5 protein-coding genes are annotated in these 4821 nt (G+C 49.8%); all 5 read right to left on the bottom strand.

Annotated features, from left to right (window positions below; translation table 11 throughout):
- Positions 1–451 (bottom strand): hypothetical protein (locus tag JRG72_11420; protein MBW2135814.1); only part of this gene is annotated, 451 nt, incomplete at its 3' end.
- A gap of 28 nt (positions 452–479) precedes the next feature.
- The gene (locus tag JRG72_11415) at positions 480–1532 is read right to left on the bottom strand and encodes a hypothetical protein (protein MBW2135813.1); all 1053 of its coding nucleotides are present in this window, start codon (positions 1530–1532) and stop codon (positions 480–482) included.
- 18 nt (positions 1533–1550) lie between these two features.
- Entirely contained in the window at positions 1551–2588 is a 1038-nt protein-coding gene (locus JRG72_11410) for an NAD-dependent epimerase/dehydratase family protein (GenBank protein MBW2135812.1), read from the bottom strand.
- 152 nt (positions 2589–2740) lie between these two features.
- Positions 2741–4204 carry a sugar transferase gene (locus tag JRG72_11405; protein MBW2135811.1) on the bottom strand — a complete coding sequence of 488 codons (1464 nt, stop codon included), beginning with the start codon at positions 4202–4204 and terminating at the stop codon, positions 2741–2743.
- Positions 4205–4440: 236 nt separating this feature from the next.
- Positions 4441–4821: hypothetical protein (locus JRG72_11400; protein ID MBW2135810.1), on the bottom strand; the 381-nt coding region annotated here is incomplete at its 5' end.

Genomic DNA, 4821 nt, shown 5'->3' with positions numbered 1-4821 from the left:
AAAAGACAATCACGCTTTTTGCAACGGTCTCAATATGCCTCAGAAGAATTTCAACATTTAATTTTACAAATTGGCTATACTCAGGGTTACCATATGCAGCTAACCACTCTAAAAATTTACCTGTTCCAACGCGTAAGTATCCTTTATGAATTACTTTGCCATCCGAAAGCTCCGCTATCCAATTAAGTGCTTTTGCCTGGTTAATAAGCGAAGGAGAAATTACTTGAGGATCGAGCTGAGGTATAGGAATTGGATCAACTAATTTTGTCTCAATAAGAATCATTTGAATAGCAACTAAATCTTCTATTATTTCAGCAGGGAGAGGAATTTGGTTTTTAGCTCGAAGCATTGCGTAAACTGAATCTAATCTTGATCTTATAAAATAAATAATCTTTTCCCTATTAACATTCTTATGAAATATATTAGTTATAAAATTAAATAAAATCTCCAAATAAAATCCTTTCACAAAGAATAGGGTATTAGGATATTTTTAATAGTAAACTACAGCCATCTAAACCAATTAACCCTTCTCCACTTATATAAAAATTATCCTGAGTGATAGTTCCTGAAGGAGAAAAAATGATCCCTGCTTTGAAAAGCCGAATCGGACGATAAAAATCTTTCTTAAAGCTATAAATTTCTTCCCAAGAAAACCCATCTTCACTAACAAGGATGCAGCTTTCGTTCCTTTTGATAGCGGGTCCGCTTTCTACTGTCGTGAATGCAACATGTAACCCTTCTTTTGTAGTTGTCCCGTACCATGTCGAACAATCTATTGCTTGGCCGTATTGCATTCTTCCCGAAACCCTTTCCATTTTACAGGCACGATTAGGCGTTACTTCGCTATCTGTCAGCCAACAAACATGGCTGGCGGTAAAGAATAATTTTACAGCTCGCCAAGATTGCAGCCCATCTCCAAAAAATATTAGCGATCGGAATCGATCAGACGTTCGTCCTAAAAAACACTCGCCATTAAGATCACCAACAGTGACCCAAAGATTTTCAGGTACGAAAGGATCTCGATAGATGCCATGAACATGGCGAATACTTTTGGCCGGAAATTCAAAAGCAACCTCGAAAATTTCCAAATTGGGGGATACACGCCAAATACGAACAGGCCTGCGATCAGGGTTCATAAAATATTCACCAATGTATGACCATCCTAATGCATCCTCACTAATGCCACCGTGGAGTACGCAATCACCTTGGATATCAAACAATCTCCTCAAGCCATTGGCGAGATCAATTTCATATACAGTGCCTCCCCGAATACCCAATATATAACCTGAAGAGTTAACATAGATATTACATTTATCAGAACGCATTACCCTTGCCGTTGGTCTACTAAATCCGAATAGGTCGCGAGGATAGCATCTAGGAAATTTGGCCACCTCTGACCAAATGTTGCCGTCTCCCCTTAATATGCTTCTTTTAAAAGTTGCCCAGACGGTATTGTTTGGCTCAATATGATGAATTGCGGTAAGGTTTGGAAATTTCTTCAGAACACTAACTGAATATTTTCTATTATTCATGTTTATTCCATTATTTAACTACAGTGGCCGCACCGCCGAACTTATCCCCGGCCCGAAGCGGGCCGCGGCGGCGATCTGGTCCCAGTTTTGCTGAAACCAGGCAATGGTCTGTTGCAGGCCGGCCTCGAAGGTTGTCTGGGGCTGGTAGCCGATGAGTTGTTGGGCCCGGTCCACCGAGGCCAACAGCCGCGGTTTGGTATCCCACTTGCGGCGCTCGGTAAAGGTTATTCCCGCCCCGTTGCCGATCTGGACATTGATCATCTGGGCCAGGTCGATAATGCGGGTTTCTTTGCCCGAGGCCAGGTTGAATTCCTGGCCGATGGCGGCCTCAAAATACCCGGCCCTAAGCAGACCATCGACGATATCGCCGACAAAGGTGAAATCCCGGGTCTCCTCGCCGCTGCCGGTAATGGGCAGGGGCTGCCCCTGCAGGGCCCAGTAGATGAAGTTGGGAATGACGTTGCGATACTGGCCCGGAACCTCGCCCGGCCCGTAGGAATTGAAAAACCTAGCCTTGACCACCGGCAGCTCATAGTGATGATGGAAAAAGTTGCAGTATAACTCCCCCAGCATCTTGGTGATCTGGTAGGGCGAACTGAGGTGCAGAGACATGAACTCCTCGGTCAGCGGCAAGGGCGCGCTCGAGCCATAGATCGAGCAGCCCGAGGAGGCGTAGATAAAACGCCGGACCCCGGAGAGCTGAGAATATTGCAGCATTTTCAGGGTTCCCAGGCCATTGACCAAAAGATCGGTCTCCGGGTGGTCGATGGAGTTCTGGTTGGCAAACAGGGCGGCCAAATGAAAGACGATCTCCGGGCCTTCGAAGAACACCCGCTTCAGCTCCACCTCATCGAGGATGCTGCCCTCGATAAACAGCACATTAGGGAGGGAGGGGACATTCCATCGCGCTGCCGAAGATAGATCGTCCAGGACCAGGACCAGTTTGGCCCCCAGGTCGCCCAAGGCCCGGACCAGATTGCTGCCGATGGCCCCGGCCCCGCCGGTGACCAGGACGGTTTTGCCCTTATAGGAGGTTAGATATTCAGTCTGCGACATGCGTTCACCTCGGTTAGTCTTGAGTTGTGAGTTTTGGAAGTCGTTCCCGATCAGTTATCACAAGTCGGGGGGTAATCTGGAAACTTGGTAGATCTCCGGTTATAACCTATTTGTCTAATCCGGCCTGAGATAGTCTCTCTTTCCGGTCAACCTCACATTCCCCGACCGCAGAGCACAATCCGCACCGTCTTCAAGAGAATGGCCAGGTCCAGGGAAAATCCCATATTTTTGATGTAATAGAGATCATATTGCAGTTTTTCCCTGGTCTGCTCCAGGGAGGAAGAATAGGGATACATCACCTGGGCCCAACCGGTGATCCCCGGTTTGACCATCAGCCGATAATTGTAGAACGGAATCTGCTCAGTATATTCATACCGGTTGGTGCAGCTCCCCGGGGCGGCGGAGGGGCCTTCATTACGGCCTTTCATTAACGGTTGCTGAAACTGGCGGACAAATACCTCTCGCTCCGGCCGGGGGCCGATAAGGCTCATCTCCCCTTTGAGGATATTGATCAACTGGGGCAATTCATCCAAGCGCAGCTTCCTGAGAATGCGGCCCACCCGGGTGATGCGGGGATCAGCACTACTGGCCCATTGCGGGCCATATTTTTCGGCATTCTGGACCATGGTCCTGAATTTGATAATCTCGAAAGGCCGGCTGTCCTGCCCCAGGCGCTCCTGGCGATAGAACACCGTCCCGGCACTGTCCAATCGGATGGCCAGAGCGATGATCCCGAACAGCGGCCAGGTTAACGCCAGTCCCAGGAGGGCCATCCCCAGATCCAACAGGCGCTTGGCCTGGCGGTAGTAAAATTTATGATTATGCATTGCCTTGGAGAGCAGCCAGAGGTCGGAAATGTGATCGATGGGGACTTTCCCGGTTAAAAATTCATAGAGGCTGGGCATATCGATCAATTGAGCGCCGTTCAGGCACAGGCGGGTCAGGGCATTGGTCAAGGCCCGGGACTTTCCATGGGTGATGGCCAATACCACCAGATTGACCTTATACTGGCCCACTATCTCGGACAGCTGGCTGGAATTGCCCAACACCGGCAGGCCCTGATGTTTGGTGCCTTGTTTTTGGGGATCGTCGTCCACGTACCCGATTACCGCCAAGCCGCTGTTGTGCCGCCGTCGAAGGGCCTCCAGAATCTGGCTGCCGGCCTTGCCAGCGCCGACGATAAGAACCTTCTGCTGCAGGCGCTGGGGCAGGGCCACCGCGGAGAAAGCATAGCGCCATAGCACCAGCAAGAGCGCAAAAAACACGGCCTGCCGGACCATCCAGTGGCGGCCGATAAAGGGTGAGAAAGGGAAGTAGAACAGAATGATAACCAAGACCGTCCCGATCAGAGACCAAACCATAATCCCAGTGATATTGCTCCAGAGGCGAAAATCCTGGCAGTGATCATAAAGATTGCCGATGTAGAGCACCGTCAGATAGGTCAGACATATTCCCAGTAAGGGAATCCGGTGCTCGAGCAGGAAACTCCAGGGGGCCTCATTCAGCATGGGATTGAACAGCAAGCCCAGCAGCGCCGAGACCCAGAAAATCACCAGATCACCGGCCAGAAGCAACAATTTCCATTTGGAGACGGGAAGATTGAAGACTTTAAGCATGGGTTGTTCTTAAATCCGGGTTACTGTGCGGAATAAAATCGGGTAGTCGGGAAGTTTTAAGCCGTTCGGCTGGGCTGAGTTAACGATTTTCTGGGCTTATGCTTGGCAAAACCGATCTGCAAGAGCGGAGCTTTTTGATTGTACCCGGCGGCCAGGAAGAGATTTTTCAGGACACCAGGGATTATTAGCGAAAAATACGGGGATAAAAAAGTATCCGGTTCAGAAACGAGTGGTCCCTAAAATTCTATTATCCGGCCGCTCAGGAAAGACTCTTTGGCCTTCATGGTGGCCCGGGTCGAAGCTACATAACTGTTAAATAGCTGGCGGTGATCAGGGTGAGCGCCGTCAGCGGTTAAAAAAAACTTCAGTTCGCCGGTATAGCCCAGATCCATGGAGAATTTCTTGAGGTGCCGGGTCCGCCCGCCCTGGACCAACAAGGCCCGGCGAAAATCTTCAATTACCGCCGCCGAGTCTTCGCAGAACACCTCAAAGCGTTCCCGAGAAAAAGACTTCGGCCCTTTGGCAGTATAGATGATATTCCCGACGGAGCCGTCCTGGAAGGTCAGGGTGAGGGACAGGTTATCATCCGGGCGGTATTTCCCGGTAGCCCCGGCAAT

The sequence above is a fragment of the Deltaproteobacteria bacterium genome (assembly GCA_019309545.1).
In the GTDB taxonomy this organism is placed as follows: Bacteria; Desulfobacterota; Desulfobaccia; order Desulfobaccales; family Desulfobaccaceae; genus Desulfobacca_B.
The sequence above is the reverse complement of the archived record's forward strand: the minus strand, read 5'-3'. Positions and strand labels throughout refer to the sequence as shown.